Genomic DNA, 16,774 nt, shown 5'->3' on the forward strand with positions numbered 1-16,774 from the left:
TTAAATCAATTGTTCTTATTTATGATTGAATTTTATTTTATAATGTTTATTTTGGAATTTTATGATAATTAGATTAAATTTTTATTTATCATTTCTAATATAATTCATTAAAAAGTAACATCCCAGAGCTTTGATATTTCAGTTAATTTAACTTTAAATGATTAACGAAAAGAATTTAAAAGTGAGCTTGAAATCCACAAATCAATTGTACTTCCCTCCAAACAATGGTACTCTGATGAGTGGCAAACACAACATCCACGTTTTGTACTACCCCTACTAAAATAATCACCATTTTAGCTATACAGAAAGGTAATACTATGATCAAAATTGAAAACCTGTCCTTCTCGTTTCCCCAGAAAGAACTCTATACCAACATCACGTTTACGCTTGAAGAAGGGCAGCATTGTGCGTTTATCGGCACAAGCGGCAGCGGGAAAAGTACGCTGATCGATATCCTGATGGACCCGCAGCGCTATTTGTTCGATGGCAAATTGGAGATCGATCCGGACTACACCATTGGATATGTCAGTCAGTTCTCCCAAGTCGATTCGACCAAAGAAATCACTGTTTTTGAATATATTGCAGAACCCTTCATGAAGATCCAGGATGAGATTACAGATATCTATGCCGAGATGGCGACCACATCGGATATGGATGCACTTATGGAAAAGTATCAGCTGGCTTTGGATGCGCTTGAAGCCCTCGGTGGCGATGATTTTGAGAGCAAAATCAATAAGCAGCTCAATCTTGCCAATCTTATGAAGCTGAAAGATACAGACGTCTCTTCCTTGAGTGGCGGTGAATTCAAGCTGGTTCAAGTGATGAAGGAAATGCTGAATCGTCCCGATCTGATGATTATGGACGAGCCGGATGTATTTTTGGATTTTGAAAATCTCAATGCGCTCAAAAATCTTATTAATTCGCACAAAGGCATGCTGCTCGTGGTCACGCACAACCGCTATTTGCTGAATCATTGTTTTAATAAGATCATTCATCTCGAAAACGCCGAGATTCAGGAGTTTGATGGACGCTATATCGATTACAACTTCTCCTTGCTGCAAATGAAGATGGAGATGCAGGAAATTGCTGTCGCTGAAGCGGAAGAAGTGGCGCGCAATGAGGCGCTTATCGATAATCTGCGTACCATCGCAACGTACAATTCCGATGAATCCAGAGGTAGAGCGCTAAAAGCCAGAATGAAGGTACAGGAACGATTCGAAGCGAGCCGAATCAAGGCACCATTTGTGGATATTAAGCAGCCGCATATGGAATTTGGTCTGGATCATGAACTGGAAGATACAGTTATCGTGCAGGTAAACGATTATGGGGTTTCGTTTGATGAACTGCTGCTGGAGCATGTAGATTTTGAAATGAAATCGACAGATAAAGTGGCGATTATCGGCGCCAATGGAACAGGGAAAACGACGTTACTACGAGACATTTTCCGAAACCAACAGGAGTCGATTACGATCCATGACGACGTGAAGATCGGTTATCTGTCCCAGCTTCAAGGCGAGACGTTGACCGATTCCAATAGCATTCTGGATGAGTTTATCGAAGCCGGATTCAGCACGTATGATGATATTAGAGCATACCTGTCCAGTTATGGCTTTGAAGGGGAAATCTTGAATCAGAAGATTCAATCGCTGTCCGGTGGCGAGAAGAATATGCTGCAATTGGCGAAGATTGCTTCCAGCAATGCCAATCTGCTGCTGCTCGACGAACCGACAAGCCATCTGGATATCTATACGCAAATTGCCCTGGAGAAAGCGATTAAGGAGTACAAAGGCGCGATCCTCATGATCTCCCATGATTTCTATTCCGTCGTTAACGGTATGGATTATGTGCTGATCATTGACAACAAAACGGTCCGCAAAATGAGTATGCGCAAATTCAGACAGATGATTTACAAGCGTCATTTTGACAAAGATTATCTGGAAAAGGAACAAAACAAAAAAGAGGTTGAAATGAAAATTGAATTGGCTTTGAAAGATACAAATTTCGAGCTTGCCAAAGTGCTGGTGGATGAGCTGGAAGCGTTGATCAAAGCGCTGTAACGTATAGCGGTAAAGCCGGCCAATAGGTCTGACTTCTATAATCAGCTTATTCCGAATGTTATAAATTTGTGGATAGCAAAACAATAGCAACTTGTATCCCCGTCAACAGTCCCTACTACACAGTGGGGACTGTTTGCTTTGGAATTTATGTGAAATGTACACAAGAAGATGCTGCTTGGCTTCTTTGGTGAATGGCCTGCATCTGTGCTTCTCTGGCTAAAATAATAGTTCACCCAAGAAAATAATCTATCCATAAAACAGGAACGAATGTTCCTGGAAATTTCTTTCCTTTTGAACAGAATCTTTGTATGATAAAAGAAATTCAAGCCAGAGCGAAGCACAAAAAGGTGAGAAGTTCAGCTGTACTAAAAGGGAGGCAGGCATGAACATGATCCAATTAACCAATCGCCAGGCACGGCAATTCTTATTATTGAAGCACGGACTATTGGGGGACTACATCTTCAGTGAGAAGCAGGGAATATTGGACTTTGTCCGGCAGGCAGGCTGTATTCAATATGATCCGATCGACGTCTGCGGAAAAAATGCTGAATTGGTTCTTCAATCGCGTATCCAGGGATTTACCAAAGGTATGCTTACTGAACTGCTGTATGAAGATCGCCGTCTGATTGATTATCCCGACAAGAATCTGGCGATTATTCCGGTTACGGACTGGCCATATTTTGAGCGGTACCGTCAAGCTGCCCGTCAGCATGCCGAACGTTATCCTGAAATGGAAGCATTAATCGCACAGGTACAGGAGCATCTCCACAATAAAGGTGCGCTTAGTTCGGACGATTTAAAGCTGGAAGGGAATTTCGCCTGGCGATCTGCAATCCACTGGAGCAGTGGCAGCAATTCATCCCGCTCGGTGCTGGAACAGATGTACTCGACAGGCGAGCTGATTATTCATCATAAAAAAGGAACACGTAAATATTATGATCTGGCGAGTAAATACATTGACCCTATTCTTCTGAATGCCGTCGAACCATTAGCAGATGAGCTTGAGCATCACAAATGGCGGGTACTGCGCCGCATCGGCTCTGTAGGGCTGTTATGGAATCGTGCGTCAGATGCCTGGCTAAATATATGGGGACTCAAAGCTGCACAGCGCAGCGAGGTTTTTCGCCAGCTGCTGGACGAAAAGCGCATAATCGCTGTAACCGTCGAACCAATAAAGGATACGCTGTACTGCCTTGCAGAAGATACACCGCTGATCGAAGCTGTTCTGGGGCACGTAGAACCGGCATGGCGCTGCGAACTGATAGCTCCGCTGGATAATTTGATGTGGGATCGCAAGCTTATCCAGGCCTTGTTTGGATTTGATTATACCTGGGAGATTTATACGCCTGCACTCAAACGAAAATTTGGTTATTATGTGCTGCCTCTATTGTATGGAGAACGCTTTATTGGACGAGCCGAGATTCTCGCAGAGCGAAAAACAGGTACGCTGCTGGTGAAAAAGATATGGTACGAGAACGATGTGAAGCAAACGCTGGAGCTGCAAACTGCCTTGAACGATTGTCTCCAAAAATTTGCGTTATTCCATGAATGCCATACGATTCTAGCGGAGTCTTTGCAGGAATAAGAAGATCGTTCAGCAGATGCCGTAGCGAGAAATATGCAGAGTACATACGGCATTATGCTGTGATTCGTAGAGTCTCTTTTTTACATAATACAAAAAGAGCATCCGTAAGCAAAAGACAGATGCTCATACAGCCATATCGATTAATGACTGATAGGTGTTGCTTGTGCAAGTTTGGCAAGGCGTTCTACCGATCCATCCTGCAGATCGGGTGTATAGGTATGCAGAAACTGACCGCTTCTATACTGAATCGGGAAGACGAGCGTTGACAGGTTCAGCCTACCTGCCTGCGGGTGTGTGATGACTTGGGGATACTGATTGGTACAACGTACATCGTAGCTCTCCCACATGGTCGCAAATTCGGGACTGTTTTCTGTCATGCTGGCGATAAATTCAGCATACCAGAGATCGTCGAGATGCTGACCATACATTACTCGGAAATGACCCAGCAGCGAAGCAGCAAGATCATCCCAGTCGGCAAACAATGTTCTATAGGCGGGCAGCATAAACATACGCCAGATCATATTGCGCTCGGAGCTGTCCACCGCGCCAAAGGAGCCAAATACAGAGACAGCCAGGTGGTTCCAGGCCAGCACGTTCATCTTGGCATCGGTCACATAAGCAGGACAGAGCGGCATCTGATCCAGCAAGTAGGTGAGCGAAGGCGAGATGACCGGCTCTTTTTCCCTGGGAAGAAAGGCAGTCTGGCGCGAGTTCGAGAGAAAGTAAAGATGGTTGCGCTCGTCCTGGTCCAGACGAAGAACACGGCACAGACTGTCCAGTACCTGCTCGGAGACGTTGATATCGCGTCCCTGTTCCAGGGAGGTATACCATGGCAATGAAATTCCGGCCAGCGCCGCAACTTCTTCACGTCGCAACCCCTTGGTTCTTCTTCTCGTAAATTCGGCATGCTGCAGACCTGCTTCTTTCGGCGACAGCCGCAGCCGTCTTGTACGAAGGAAGCTTCCCAGCTCCTGACGGCGTGGATCGTCACTCATGATAGATCGCTCCTTTTAAGCTAATACTTTTACTACTAGGATTATAAGTTATGGAATCAGTGATGATAATAGTCGGAATAGAGATATAAACACAGTTCTTCTTGGATAATTCGGATCAAGATAATATAAAGCCATAACCGGTTACGTTTAATCTTACCATATTCGTAAAGCAGAGCTATCGTTCAGCTTGGAATAGAACAGGATACGTAATCCGTTTGGTACCAATTACTTGATGTTTTTTCGCACGAGCAGACCGGGGATTATATGTAGTGTCTGCAGCGAAAGGAAAAAACCAATTCCAGGGAGGATATTATGAATAATATCTTGATTATTAATGGCCATGAACACTATGTATATTCACAGGGGAGATTGAATAAAACGTTATTTGATGAGTTGATTGCCAACCTGTCAGGGAAATTCAATATACAAACCACTGTTGTTCAAGAAGGCTACGATGTAAAAGAAGAGCAAGAGAAATTCAAATGGGCAGACGTGATTATTTTCCAAACACCGATCTACTGGTTCTCACTGCCGACTATGTTCAGACGTTATTTTGACAAAGTGTATGAGTATGGCGTTATTTTCCAGGGAGCCGAAAAGTATGGCCAGGGTGGCCTGTTACAGGGCAAAAAATATATGTTTTCTACAACCTGGAATGCGCCTGAAAGTGAATACAACAATCCGGAAGGATTCTTCAAAGGGAAAGACCTCGAAGGGACTCTTGAACATCTTCACTACACGCAGCGATTTGCCGGGATGGAACCACTGGCAAGCTTCGGTATACATGATGTAATATCGAATCCCGATATTGAAAAATTTACTGCACAACTGCGCAGTCACTTGAACAAAGTATTCGTTCTGGAAGGTTAAATCGAAGAGATCGATATGCTTGAAGAGGAAATAGGCTTAGGCAGGTCTAATTCTCTGTACAACTCTAAGATTATTTTTAATGTTATCTTTACAGAAGAAGGGACTTCGATGAAGCGAAGTCCCTTTTTTCCTTTACTTGATATAGGCAACGGCGCGAGCTTCGACCCACTGCTCCGGGAAAGCCAGATACGTTACTCCGATCATACTGCCTGCAGGCCGATGCTCACCAACATATTGTTTGAACAGTTCAATCGCAGTTTCTCCGTGTTCCTGAGCATTCGTCAAATACAGCTCTACATAAGCCAGATTCGAACGGGTTATGCCAAATTCGGCGAGTACAGTATCCAGATTCTCCAGCGTCTGCAGTACTTGTGCCTGAATATCACCCGCTCCGATAAATTCGCCCTGGGCATTATGAGAGAATTGTCCAGAGATATAGACAGTATTGTCGACGCGGTAGCCTTGCGAGATTCCATGATCCCAAAGATCATGATTGTAGGTTTGGATAGTGGTCATTGTATGAGCCCCTTTGCTGTGAATTAAGGCTAGTATAAACCGGGCAGAAACAAAGCAACAGTACGCACAATTACGATAGGTACTATCCAAAAGGGTAGTAGGGAGAGGGGAATATCTAGTGGTAGGACGACAGCTGCTTCGGATAACAGGAGATAGATTTGGATAAATACTTGACGGAACAACTTGTTGTAACTATTATTGTCACATTAGGTCAAAACCAAATACTTACAAACATTTCGAGAAAGAAGGAAAATCCATGAAGACACTCGTTATCGTTGCACACCCCAATCTGGAGCAGTCCAAAGTCAATAAACGCTGGGTTGAAGAATTAAAAGGTCAGCCCGACGTAACGATTCATGATCTATACGAAACCTATCCGGATGAGCAAATTGATGTAGCGCGCGAACAGCAGCTGATGATGGAGCACGACCGGATCGTATTCCAATTCCCGTTCTACTGGTACAGCACACCACCCCTTCTGAAAAAGTGGCAGGATCATGTATTAACCTATGGCTGGGCATATGGTAGTGAAGGCAACAAGCTGCATGGCAAGGAGCTGCTGCTGGCGATCTCTACAGGAAGTCCCCAAGAAGCCTATCATCCTGATGGCAGAAACAAATATACGATGGAAGAGTTGCTGAAGCCGTTTCATGCCACCAGCAATCTGATCGGAATCCAACTGCTGCCTTATTTTATTCAACATAACGCCATGTCCATTACCGATGAAGACCTGAATGTATCGGCTCGTGAATACGTACAGGCGGTACGTGGCTAAGAGCTACTGCTTATTACAATTGTAAAAGTAGAAATCGCATCGAGTAGCATATGACTTGATACAACTCCATAGCAAAGGCTGCTCACATCATCAGATGATGGTAAGCAGCCTTTGTTTTTGTATAACCAGATACCATTTTCTATTTTTATCAAGACTATTACAGAAAAAAACTAAAACATGTATGAGTCTATTCGATAAAACCATGTTTACAGTGATACAAATGAACGTGTATTTATACATAACTCAAAACTAAACGATTTGTGCTCTATTTAAATGTTATCAAAAACTTTTCCTGTACTATGGAGAGAAGTTATAGTCACATAAGATTTATTAATAATCCTTTTCGTAGACAATCTTGCAATTGATTGATAATTATAAAATCTATTTTTAGTAATTGACATTAATTCTAATAGGAATAAATAGCTACATAAAATCTTTATGCTATATAGATTGCTAAATCAATTTTATATCCTATACAATTCTAATGTACAAGATACAGGTGTAGTTCAAGTAAACTCAGAGATAGGCAGGGTTGTGAATGCTCAGGTTTGAGAAATTAAATCAACAATTTGTTGAATTTAGTGAAAAAATACAAGATTTTATAATTTATAATTCCAGGTTGGTTTATGTTAAAGGGTCAGAAGAAGTAGTAGAGAATGGAGCGTATACTTGGTCTCTACTCCAGCCAGATCAGCAAGTAATACAATCCGCGATTTGCCGTAAATATGAGACCTTAATGCATCCTATTCTCACTAGCACATCAGAAAGTGAGCATCTCTCAACGTTAAAAGAAAGTTATGAACGAGTTGTGTATATTTTGAAGCAAGAAGAAATTGTGTTTACAGATAATGTAGCCGATGTACTTGAATCTATTCGCATAGAATTGAAACTCCAGCTGTACCTATGTACTCAGCTTTAAAAGCCCTGGTTGCTTAAAATGCAGCCACGGCTTTTTTTGTGGATATTCATAATCTCAAAGTGAGTTGGTAGATCAAATCATAACCCATGGGTGTGTTCCCTTTAAGATGCATTCAAAAAATAAATTCTATTATTTAAACATACATACCAAAAGGTTGAGACGACAGTCGAGGTCCCAATCTATATAGAAGCTATCCAATTCAGCATGAATAATGTCCTGAAAACGAACAGTTTCTTTTACATATACAATTTCAGTTGTACGTTTGTTAAGCTGGAGCATACGATTAAACCCTTTATTAATGAAGTTATGTTCTATATTGATGCGCTCTGTTTACTTCTACATATCTATATTTTACTTTTAATACTATGTTATAGTAATTTTGTTACAATCAAATAATGAAAATAGAAGAAATTATAATAGGCATCCTTCCTTTAAAACAGGAGTATGTACAAAGAAGGAGAGTAGGAATGTCCCCAATAACACGGTGGTACAAAAGAGGTATCAAACTATCGACCTTTATGTGTGGATTGGTTTTCTTATCTTCTTTTTTGATATTGCTTGCTTGTTTGCTCGTGAGTTATACCAACGAGAAGAACTCCCTTGAGAAACAAACTCTGGGATTAAATGAAAATCATGCAAAGGATTTAAGCCGAGTCACTAACACGTTACTTCAATCGATGCAGCACTCATTAAAATCCAGTTCTTCCTATATGATGGACCATTTATACTTAAGTCCAAATCTATTTCAGGACAACTTGGATTACTTCCATGACTCCACGGGTTATTTTAATGCTGTATTTATCACGGATGAGAGCGGTTTCATTAAAATGAATTCACCTACCAGTTTAGGTCAAGCTGGAACTTATCTTACTACGCCAGCCAGCAAACAGGCATTGGCCGCTAAAAAACCAATAATTTCAAGTCCTTACATGGGAAAGATTGGAAAATTGATCATTTTAGTGAGTCATCCTTTATTTACGAATAAGGGGCAGTACAAGGGAATGCTGGGTGGAGTACTCTATTTACAAGAAGATAATCGACTTAAACAGATATTAGGAATAGACAGTATGAGTAAGGATAAATCCTTCTTTTACGTGGTTGACCATGCAGGAAACATTATCTATCATCCGGATGCTAGCAGAATCAATCAAAATATATCCCACACTCCAATTTTTCCTGCATTAAAAAATAGTACCAGTGGAAATTTTAAAGTGGAGACTTCAGAAGGAAGTTCTTATCTTTCAGGATATGCGATTGTCCCTGAGACGGATTGGCGAATTATAGTTCAGACTCCTGCACAAAATATAGAAGCTTATTCTTCTCATCTTATTCAGTCTACAATGTTGTATTTATTACCCATTATTATTATACTTTTAGCTTTTATTTTGTGGCTTTCGATCCAGTTATCCTCTCCTCTAACCGCTCTTGCTGAATATGCCAAGAATCTGGCAGTGGGAAAGGAAAAAAAGGACGTGCCTGAGATAAACAAGTGGAGCTATGAAGCTAAACAACTCCATCATGCTATTATGATATTAGAAGAAGAGACACGAGAGAAAGAAAGGCAATTAAAAATAGAAGCCAACGTAGATCCGCTCACTGGTTTGTTGAATCGACGTGCACTTCAATCCATTGCAAGTAACTGGTCGAGCAACCAATATGAATATGCTGTTGTTATGTTGGACATTGACCATTTTAAGTCCGTCAACGATACGTACGGTCATCCTATGGGGGATGAAGTTTTAAAAATGATGGCTCGCATTCTCCGTAGTCAAGCACGTTTAGAAGATTTAGTATTTCGTTATGGTGGAGAAGAATTTGCTATTTTGCTTTACGATACCAACCAAAATGAAGCCATGGAAATTGCTGAACGAATCCGCCAAACGACAGAGATTTTTCCGACGCCAATTGGTAAGTTTATTACGATTTCATTGGGGATATCTTTAGATAAACAGTCGGATGAACAGTATGAAGAAATTTTTAAGCGAGCAGATGAAGCCTTGTATAAAGCTAAACAAGAAGGGAGGAATTGTACGCGACTTATACTTTAAAAAAGAGAGCCTTAAGGGCTCTCTTTTTTAACTCTATGGTCATAGTAGTGTAAAGAATAACTTACAATTTACTTTTGAATAGATGGTCTGAAACCATGGGTTATAGGGCTTAAAACATGCATATACAGCAGACTATAGTAGCCAAATTAATGTACATTAGCAGAGGTTAAAAACGATTTAGTACTGCAGCTTATAATATTCGCGGTAATGAGATGTATTATTAACATAAGAAAGTGAAGAAGACTGCAAATGGTTAGGTAGTCTAAGTCTTTTTTGTTTATGTCGTGATTGATAAGATATCACTAATCCGGATACGTACCGGCTCATAATCAACATTATAGACACCCAGGACGCGTGTACTTGGATCACAGCTATGTAAGATGCCGCGTAGCCGCTGGATACGTTTATCTTTATAGTAAGTAATTGTGATCGGCTGATGATCCTGAAGGTGCTGATGCATCGCTTGATTGAGTTCCTCCAGCTGATCAGGACCGAGAATCGGTCGGGGAACATCTTCTTGCGCAAACAGCCATTCTTGTAACCGATCTCGGTGTTCGGGCAGAATAAAAGAAGAACTCCATGTTTTATTAGGGTCTCTCTTCATTTTAGAAAAGTCATTCATCGAACCGTTCCTTTCTACATTTATAATTGTTCGTAGCTCTGTTTCAAATCCATTTGTAAACGTTGCTGCAAAGCCTTGTTTTCATGTTGGAGTTCATTTATTTGGATAGTAAGACTTGCTACACGCTGCTGGAGTGACTCAATAACGACATCCTTAGAAGAATCGCTTAAAACTTGTATACGGCCGTTAGAAGGCTTCTGAAGACGTAATTCTTCTATTTTAGATCGAAGCGGACCATACCCGTACAAAAAAGCCTTGGATACTTTAGCGTGAGAAGATACGGTGTTGAAGTTGATATTTAGCCCAGCTTGCTGCAGCTGCTGGATCGCTGTCCAGCTAGACGCTATAGCGTGCTCTCTTTTTTGAATGGCATGCTGCTGCAGTCCGGACCGATTAGGATAGGCATTAGCCATTTCGTTCTCCTCCTACATACTCACGTTTTTCTTTAGCAATTCCGACAATGGGCACTTCGGATCGTAACGAATCTCGAATATCCGTAAAACGCTTAATTTTGAGTTGAACCAATTCAATAGATCGCAGTCTTCCTTGTGCTTCATATACTTGTACATCCCGTAATAATTGCTCAATTTGCTCTTGATAGTAATGTAGAAAAGTTTGATCGACATGAAAGCTGCGACAATTATTCTTAATACATGGAGGCTCCAGTGTCTGTTCTAAAAATTCGCAGTGTAGCTTGGGACTCTTAATGCAAAACCCATGATCCATACGAATCGCATCTAAATGGTGACGAATCCAGTCTAATTCTACGCCATTTTCTTCCGCTTGAATTGACAGATCGGTTCGAACTGGCATTCCCGTATCACTAAGCCGAATAGAGGCTTGCACTTTTTCCCACTCTTTTCGTAGTGTACTATCCAGGATTCGAGCATACGTCAGTGTCATTTCAGAGCTGGTATGAGCCATTAATTTTTGGACATGCAAAATTTGCATCCCATTATTAATGAGATTGACACCGTACCTGTGACGAAAAGCGTGATTTTTAAAAGTATAGATATTTCCTGTAGCATCCCGTAAATCTAATTGTTCGGCTAGGCGAGCAAGAGCATGAGTTACCGAGCGCTGACACATCGCTTTTCCAGATGCTTTTCGTCCAATGGATTGAGGAAATAAAAAATGATGTGGATTATAGATCTTTTCATCCCGTACATACTCTTGCTGAATCTTAATGACCGTAACTATTTCTTCGGAAATAGGAACAAGGTGATCGACACGATTCACTTTGCGCTGGTCGCCTTTAAGCCACCACCCATTGGCTTTGTACACCAAGCAATCTCGATGTAACTGGCAAACATCCGAAACCCGAAAACCGCTGGCTTCCATGACGAGAATAAGCCTAGCCAAAGCAGGAGGCAGCAAATGGAGATGATGCTGTACTTGTTCCCAAATGGGATCAGGGATATGTTTAATATGGTCATAATAATTTTTCTTTTCTCGTTTCGGTAAATCTTCCCAGACTAAAAGCAAATGGATCGGTTGCTTTGGCGCTTCAGGCCAATCGTACAGTTGGGCATATTCTATAATTCGTCGGCTGTTCGCCAGACACTCGCTCACATGACGATTGCTAGGCATACGATTCTTACAATGACTTTTCCCTCCCATATCTACCGTCCAAATATAGGCTAAAAAGGCTTCAATATCACTTCGCTGTAAATGTTGTAAACCTGTCCAATTGGGATGACGTTCATGAATAAAGTTGAAAAATAAGAACACTTTCTTAAGGATATTAAAAGCTGTTGCTACTGTAATTTGACGCTGAAGGATCAATACATGGTAAAAATATTTTTTGACGAGATCCCGGTAAGGAGGAAGGATTGAGGTGAAATTAATCCGAGTTTCTTGACGCGACATATTATAGGGTAGTCCTAGTTTATCGAGATGCCACATGTCTTTCTCATATTCAGGACGATCATCATAGTAGTCTTGAAGGAAGGTATATAGTTTACCTGTGATTTTTTTGTAATAGTCGTAGTGACCCGCTTTATATTTTGGGATTGAACGAGCAAAATGCTGCGCTCTGTTTCTTTCTTTTTTTAAAAATCGTTCATAGCGATCTTGAATCACGGGAAAGGAGTAATCAAGTAAGCTTTTTGCCTCTGGATAAGCATTTGAGAAGAACTGAGCGAATAAAAGAGTGGAGGTATAAGGCATAGCTAGTGCTGATCGTAAGGACAACCGCCCACTGATTAAATGGATATAGAAGTATCTTTTAATCTCTTCACGTAGGTATCGATTCTCAATGTAATCAAAATGAAGATACTTGTTGTACCCTACTGGTCTAGGCAACTGCAGCATTTCAGATAACTGATCCGTTTGCCAAATGTCCTGCTGAAAATAGAGGGGAAGAGGGAGGGTGAAATGGCTGTGCTCTTGAACCAACTGACGTAATATCGAGTTCATAAGGGCTCCTTTGGATCGTTTGACATGGCTTGTTCCCAATCATTTCGAATCTGATTCTCTGAAGGATGCACGTACATATGTAATGTCGTTTGGATATGTGCGTGTCCTATCAGCTTTCGTAAAGAAACGGCGCTCATGCCTTGTTCATACAGATGAGTGGCGCATGTATGCCGAAACATATGGGCAGTAAAATGTAAACCGGTTCGCTTATTTAAACGTTTGATTAAGGCCTGCAAAGACTCATACGTCATGGCCTCTCCCTTGTGCTTACCACTCCGATTAAAAAAGACACGATCAATCCAGGTATGAACACAATGAAAGTCCAACAGATAATTTTGAAATAGATTCATCGTATCTGCTGTGATATATACGAGTCGATTCTCACCAGCTGTGGTTTTGGAGGCTCTTATAAAAATACTCTTATTGCCAATATCAAAATCACCTAACTCTAATTGAAGTAATTCGCTGGCTCGGATGCCGGTTTCAAGCAAAATTCGGATGATTAATCGATCACGAATATGCAACTCCTGCATTTCAAGATGATGGAGTTGCTGCTTAGTTAGTGTTTTATGCGCTCGTCGTGGTTCTTTCACTTTAAGAATATTTTTTCGTAAAGTATGATCCTGTGAAACATGGTCTAAAAAGGGACGATAGGAGTGTCTAAACCGTTTGATTTGCTTCATCAAAGATACTTTTATATTCTTTTCGAATTCGTCTATACGGTGTAGGTAATCATAAAAATTAATCACGCATTGGATCATTAGATTAATGGTTCGTTCTCTTCTTTTTGCTGTAGTAGCTTCGATATAAGACACTTTATCGATTGGCATAGGATTTCTTAACCAAGCCATGAACTTAGCCAATAGATTAAGATCTAGGTTTTCATAACTCTGCTGAATATCCTTTAGAAAGTCCCAATATACCTTCAATTGGTAAGCATATGACTTCAAGGTATTCGCTGAACGACCAATCTGATCCAAGTATTTAATATACTTCATGATAGGATTAATCATCTGTTGATGTTCATCGACTACAACCCATCGGCTTTCTCCTCCATAGGGTATTTTAATCACTTGATTCATCTAATTCCTCCTATCGATGGATACGTTAAATACTTACTTTACACAGGTATACATAATTTGTATGTGATGAAAGTACGGATAGGAAATACTAACGTAAAATACGTTACATCCTTCTTCTTATTATAGTCTTGATAATTATAGTCAACTATCTTGATTATTCGCCTGAAAACGCTCCAACGGTTCACTTTGGCCATTGGCTTTGAGTCTGTAATTTCTCTCCACCGGGAGTTGGAAGCTCCAGTCCCCGGAAAGTGTAGTCGGATGATCCTTGTTATCCGACAGGAGGAGACTTTTAACGTTGACTTTCAACAAGAATTTGTCTGGAGGTGTCCCGGCAAACGAATAATGAATCGTACCATTTCGGGACAGTGTTGCGCCTGTATTCGTGACATTGATACCGGGAACTGCCTGTTTCGTAGAAGAATCGATCTGGAAACGAGGCTTGATTGAGCGCTTCAACCATTCTGTATCCGATATCCGGTTGGTGTGCTTCAGAGAATATTGGATAGTTATTCCTTTCTCGTTGAATAGGTATTCATGAATAAGAAGGGTATAGTTTTTATCTGTTTTGCCGGTGATCAGAACCATCTCTTTATGACCTTTGGTAGGCATTAGTTCTGAATCTTCCACGTTCAGGGAAGCTGCAGGCTGCAGTCTATTTTATGGAGAATTTTCATTTCATTCAATAAAATTATTGACTGTTCGAACAAACAGTTTTATGATAAACACATAATAAATGACTGTTCAATCAAACAGTATGGGAGAGAAGCAATGAACACATCACAATCATCTATTCAAGAAGAACGTAAAAATTCGATTATGCAGGCCGCATTCACTTTATTCGGACAAGTAGGCTATACCAAAGCAACCATGAAAGAGATCGCTGCCAAAGCAGGGGTAGCGCAAGGATTGATCGGCTACCATTTCACTACCAAGGAAACGCTGCTGGTGGAAGTTGTCCGGGAATGGATGATTAACAAAGGAATGAAGGAGGCATTTGCCAATCTCAATCTGCAAGCTGCACCTGCCGAGATCCTGCAGCAGGCGCTTCTACATGTCGTTGAATTTCGCAAAGCCAATCCCGAGTGGTTTACCTTGTTGATTAGCCTCTGGACAGAGAGCGTAAATAACGAGAAGCTCGCTAGAGAATTGCAGCAGCTGTATACAGAGATGAAATCAGGCATTATCGAGATTCTCGGTCGTCTGGAGCTGCCATTGGAGGATCGTGAAAAGGAAACACTGGCCGCGCTGATCCAGGCAGTCTTCGATGGATTAACCCTGCAATCACCTGTACTGCTGTCTTCGGAACCATTATCCCATGAACAGGTAACTACAGGGATTCATTGGATGCTGGCTGGCGTACGATCTGCTTCTGTAACCAAGGGAGAACCACTCGATGAATAAAAAGTTGATCCAGCTCGAAGGCATGATCGTCATGATACTCGGCATTTATATCTATTTTACCAGTGGATACAGCTGGTGGATCTTTCTGTTGCTGTTGTTCGTCCCTGATATATTCATGGCAGGATATATGTTTGGCTCAAAGGCAGGGGCCTATCTGTATAATGTCAGTCATACATTCATTGCGCCGCTGCTATTATTGCTGGTAAGTATGATGTTCTCGATGGATTCCCTGCTCATGGTCGGTCTAATCTGGATGGTACATATCGGGATGGACCGGATGATGGGGTATGGACTGAAGTATAAGACACATTTCAAAGATACGCATATTCAGCGATTATAACTGCATCCTCCCGGAACAGGCAGCCTGTAGTGAAAAGGGCTGCTTTCCTATATACTGGAGACAGGAAATATCTGGTTATATACTTGGTTGTCCGGGAGGAATTTTCTTGAGAACGATTGATTACAGCAGTTACTATTGGCAGGATGACCGCATACGCCTACGGGCGCTGGCACCGGAAGATTGGGAAGATCACTATATCAATCGCTTTGATACGCAGGCAAGGCGGCTGCTGGAATGTGCGGTCGAGCTACCGCCGACGATGGTAGAAGCGCAGCGATTCGCCGAGACGTATGCCGGATTTGCAAACAATCGGTTGATGTTCACCATGGAATCACTGGATGGGGAGAACGTAGGAGCTCTTAATCTCAACAGTATCGACGAACGTAATGGAACATTCAGTATCGGCATTCAGGTCGATCGGGATCATCGGGGTAAAGGATACGGCACGAGCGCAATTCATCTGCTGTTGAAGTATGCCTTTTTCGAGAGACGACTGAACAAATTCAATAATTATGTACTGGAAGGCAATATAGCCTCGGCTACGATGCTGCGCAAGGTAGGCTGCATCCAGGAAGGAATTCGCCGGCAAATGTTCTACACGGATGGACGGTACCAGGACTGTATCCTGTTCGGAATGACCAAGGATGAGTATGTAGAATTTCTAGAGGGAAAAGAAACGTAATCCCCTTTACCATTCTCCAATCCAAAGAGGTGTTGGGTTCGTATAGCCCATCTCCTCTAATATCTCCCATGCATGATCTATAATCTGCGGTGTGGTCTGCGTCCAGAGTTCCTGATGACTGGTCAGCAGATAAGAGAGAATCTCTGCAATATGTCGTGGTTTGCCCAGATGGATCGTAGTGTCCAGTCCATCCCGCTGTGCTGAAATATCGTAAAATGCCCAAAAGGTATAAGGATCTTCATCAGGTGGATTCGCTTTGAACAGGAGTGTGATTTTGATGTTTTTGTTCTCTTTGGGTGACAGGTTTAAGGTAAAGCAGGCACCGCTGGAATACCAGTACACAAATGCACGATGATCGACAGTTATATTTCGAAGTAGACTTTTCATGGGTACCTCCTTATCTGAATTCAGGAATATACCAATGGTATACTAAATAGGGTACCATAAGAGAGTCATGAATT

Annotated in this window: 17 protein-coding genes; 9 read left to right on the forward strand and 8 right to left on the reverse strand. The window is 41.6% G+C overall.

What is annotated here, in order from left to right; all coding sequences use genetic code 11:
* Positions 1–317: 317 nt before the first annotated feature.
* Positions 318–2,057, forward strand: a complete 1,740-nt coding sequence (locus WH46_RS14655) for an ABC-F family ATP-binding cassette domain-containing protein (protein ID WP_046227310.1) — start codon at positions 318–320, stop codon at positions 2,055–2,057.
* Positions 2,058–2,445: 388 nt separating this feature from the next.
* Positions 2,446–3,642: a winged helix-turn-helix domain-containing protein gene (locus WH46_RS14660; RefSeq protein WP_046227729.1), complete on the forward strand. Its 1,197-nt coding sequence runs from the start codon at positions 2,446–2,448 to the stop codon at positions 3,640–3,642.
* A 140-nt stretch (positions 3,643–3,782) separates the two neighbouring features.
* Here WH46_RS14660 and WH46_RS14665 read toward each other — a convergent pair whose 3' ends face one another.
* Complete coding sequence (locus WH46_RS14665) at positions 3,783–4,637, reverse strand: helix-turn-helix transcriptional regulator (protein ID WP_046227311.1); 855 nt, start codon at positions 4,635–4,637, stop codon at positions 3,783–3,785.
* 312 nt (positions 4,638–4,949) lie between these two features.
* On the opposite strand from WH46_RS14665, the gene WH46_RS14670 reads away from it, so the two are divergent.
* Complete coding sequence (locus tag WH46_RS14670; protein ID WP_046227312.1) at positions 4,950–5,507, forward strand: NAD(P)H-dependent oxidoreductase; 558 nt, start codon at positions 4,950–4,952, stop codon at positions 5,505–5,507.
* Positions 5,508–5,639: 132 nt separating this feature from the next.
* Here WH46_RS14670 and WH46_RS14675 read toward each other — a convergent pair whose 3' ends face one another.
* Positions 5,640–6,023, reverse strand: a complete 384-nt coding sequence (locus WH46_RS14675; protein ID WP_046227313.1) for a RidA family protein — start codon at positions 6,021–6,023, stop codon at positions 5,640–5,642.
* Positions 6,024–6,279: 256 nt separating this feature from the next.
* On the opposite strand from WH46_RS14675, the gene WH46_RS14680 reads away from it, so the two are divergent.
* The 3 genes from WH46_RS14680 (at position 6,280) to WH46_RS14690 (ending at position 9,765) form a co-directional block, all read left to right on the forward strand.
* Positions 6,280–6,798 carry an NAD(P)H-dependent oxidoreductase gene (locus WH46_RS14680; protein ID WP_046227314.1) on the forward strand — a complete coding sequence of 173 codons (519 nt, stop codon included), beginning with the start codon at positions 6,280–6,282 and terminating at the stop codon, positions 6,796–6,798.
* Positions 6,799–7,336: 538 nt separating this feature from the next.
* Positions 7,337–7,717 carry a hypothetical protein gene (locus WH46_RS14685; protein WP_046227315.1) on the forward strand — a complete coding sequence of 127 codons (381 nt, stop codon included), beginning with the start codon at positions 7,337–7,339 and terminating at the stop codon, positions 7,715–7,717.
* Between the two features lie 467 nt (positions 7,718–8,184).
* The gene (locus WH46_RS14690) at positions 8,185–9,765 is read left to right on the forward strand and encodes a sensor domain-containing diguanylate cyclase (RefSeq protein WP_046227316.1); all 1,581 of its coding nucleotides are present in this window, start codon (positions 8,185–8,187) and stop codon (positions 9,763–9,765) included.
* 277 nt (positions 9,766–10,042) lie between these two features.
* Here WH46_RS14690 and WH46_RS14695 read toward each other — a convergent pair whose 3' ends face one another.
* The 5 genes from WH46_RS14695 to WH46_RS14715 all read right to left on the reverse strand — a co-directional run bounded on the left by WH46_RS14695 (position 10,043) and on the right by WH46_RS14715 (position 14,499).
* Positions 10,043–10,387: a YolD-like family protein gene (locus tag WH46_RS14695; protein ID WP_052714245.1), complete on the reverse strand. Its 345-nt coding sequence runs from the start codon at positions 10,385–10,387 to the stop codon at positions 10,043–10,045.
* Between the two features lie 20 nt (positions 10,388–10,407).
* Positions 10,408–10,800 carry a DUF6262 family protein gene (locus tag WH46_RS14700; protein WP_046227317.1) on the reverse strand — a complete coding sequence of 131 codons (393 nt, stop codon included), beginning with the start codon at positions 10,798–10,800 and terminating at the stop codon, positions 10,408–10,410.
* Positions 10,793–12,805, reverse strand: coding sequence for a tyrosine-type recombinase/integrase (locus WH46_RS14705; protein WP_046227318.1), 2,013 nt, complete (start codon positions 12,803–12,805; stop codon positions 10,793–10,795). Before WH46_RS14705 ends, WH46_RS14700 begins: the two co-directional genes overlap by 8 nt.
* Complete coding sequence (locus WH46_RS14710; protein WP_046227319.1) at positions 12,802–13,887, reverse strand: tyrosine-type recombinase/integrase; 1,086 nt, start codon at positions 13,885–13,887, stop codon at positions 12,802–12,804. The genes WH46_RS14705 and WH46_RS14710 overlap by 4 nt, the downstream gene beginning before the upstream one ends.
* A 141-nt stretch (positions 13,888–14,028) precedes the next feature.
* Positions 14,029–14,499 carry a hypothetical protein gene (locus WH46_RS14715; protein ID WP_046227320.1) on the reverse strand — a complete coding sequence of 157 codons (471 nt, stop codon included), beginning with the start codon at positions 14,497–14,499 and terminating at the stop codon, positions 14,029–14,031.
* Positions 14,500–14,658: 159 nt separating this feature from the next.
* Here WH46_RS14715 and WH46_RS14720 point away from each other — a divergent pair, with 159 nt between their 5' ends.
* The 3 genes from WH46_RS14720 (at position 14,659) to WH46_RS14730 (ending at position 16,313) form a co-directional block, all read left to right on the forward strand.
* Positions 14,659–15,291 (forward strand): TetR/AcrR family transcriptional regulator, encoded by a 633-nt coding sequence (locus WH46_RS14720; protein WP_046227321.1) that lies wholly within the window; start codon positions 14,659–14,661, stop codon positions 15,289–15,291.
* Complete coding sequence (locus WH46_RS14725) at positions 15,284–15,631, forward strand: DUF4260 domain-containing protein (RefSeq protein ID WP_046227322.1); 348 nt, start codon at positions 15,284–15,286, stop codon at positions 15,629–15,631. Before WH46_RS14720 ends, WH46_RS14725 begins: the two co-directional genes overlap by 8 nt.
* Positions 15,632–15,737: 106 nt before the next feature.
* Positions 15,738–16,313 (forward strand): GNAT family N-acetyltransferase, encoded by a 576-nt coding sequence (locus WH46_RS14730; protein ID WP_046227323.1) that lies wholly within the window; start codon positions 15,738–15,740, stop codon positions 16,311–16,313.
* A gap of 6 nt (positions 16,314–16,319) precedes the next feature.
* Here WH46_RS14730 and WH46_RS14735 read toward each other — a convergent pair whose 3' ends face one another.
* Complete coding sequence (locus WH46_RS14735; protein WP_046227324.1) at positions 16,320–16,700, reverse strand: hypothetical protein; 381 nt, start codon at positions 16,698–16,700, stop codon at positions 16,320–16,322.
* Positions 16,701–16,774: the final 74 nt, after the last annotated feature.

The organism is Paenibacillus dauci, from assembly GCF_000971985.1.
Taxonomy (GTDB): Bacteria; Bacillota; Bacilli; order Paenibacillales; family Paenibacillaceae; genus Saccharibacillus; species Saccharibacillus dauci.